The sequence below is a fragment of the Cedecea sp. B1(4) genome (assembly GCF_059414925.1).
The window spans coordinates 1-354 of sequence record NZ_JCAHMZ010000148.1; the positions used below are offsets into that span (position 1 = coordinate 1).

The window sequence follows — 354 nt, forward strand, 5'->3', positions numbered from 1 at the left end:
CTTGATCAGTCGCTTGAAGAAATCGATCAGGATCTTGGCGTTGAGTGCGCCATCGAAAACCATCCAGCGAACCTTGCCCTGGTTGGTGACCGTCGAGATCAACGAAACGTTCTCGCGCTTGTTGCAGATGCGCACGACCGGTGTTTGACCCTTCGGCGCGTAACCCCGTCCGCGCACATCGTCGGAACGCAGCCCCGTCTCGTCGCCCCAATGAATCTCGGCGCCTTCGGTCTTGGCACGATCGGCGATCGCCGGAAATTCCTCATTCAGCCATGTCTGAACTTCCGCCGGCCGCTGCTCGTAGGCTTTCCTGATCGGCTTCTGCGGCGTGAATCCCCAGCGCTTCAAGTAGTG

1 protein-coding gene is annotated in these 354 nt (G+C 59.0%); it reads right to left on the reverse strand.

Features of this window, described 5'->3' with window-relative positions; genetic code table 11:
* Positions 1 to 354: transposase (locus ACR6JA_RS22420; RefSeq protein WP_494599628.1), on the reverse strand; the 354-nt coding region annotated here is incomplete at both ends.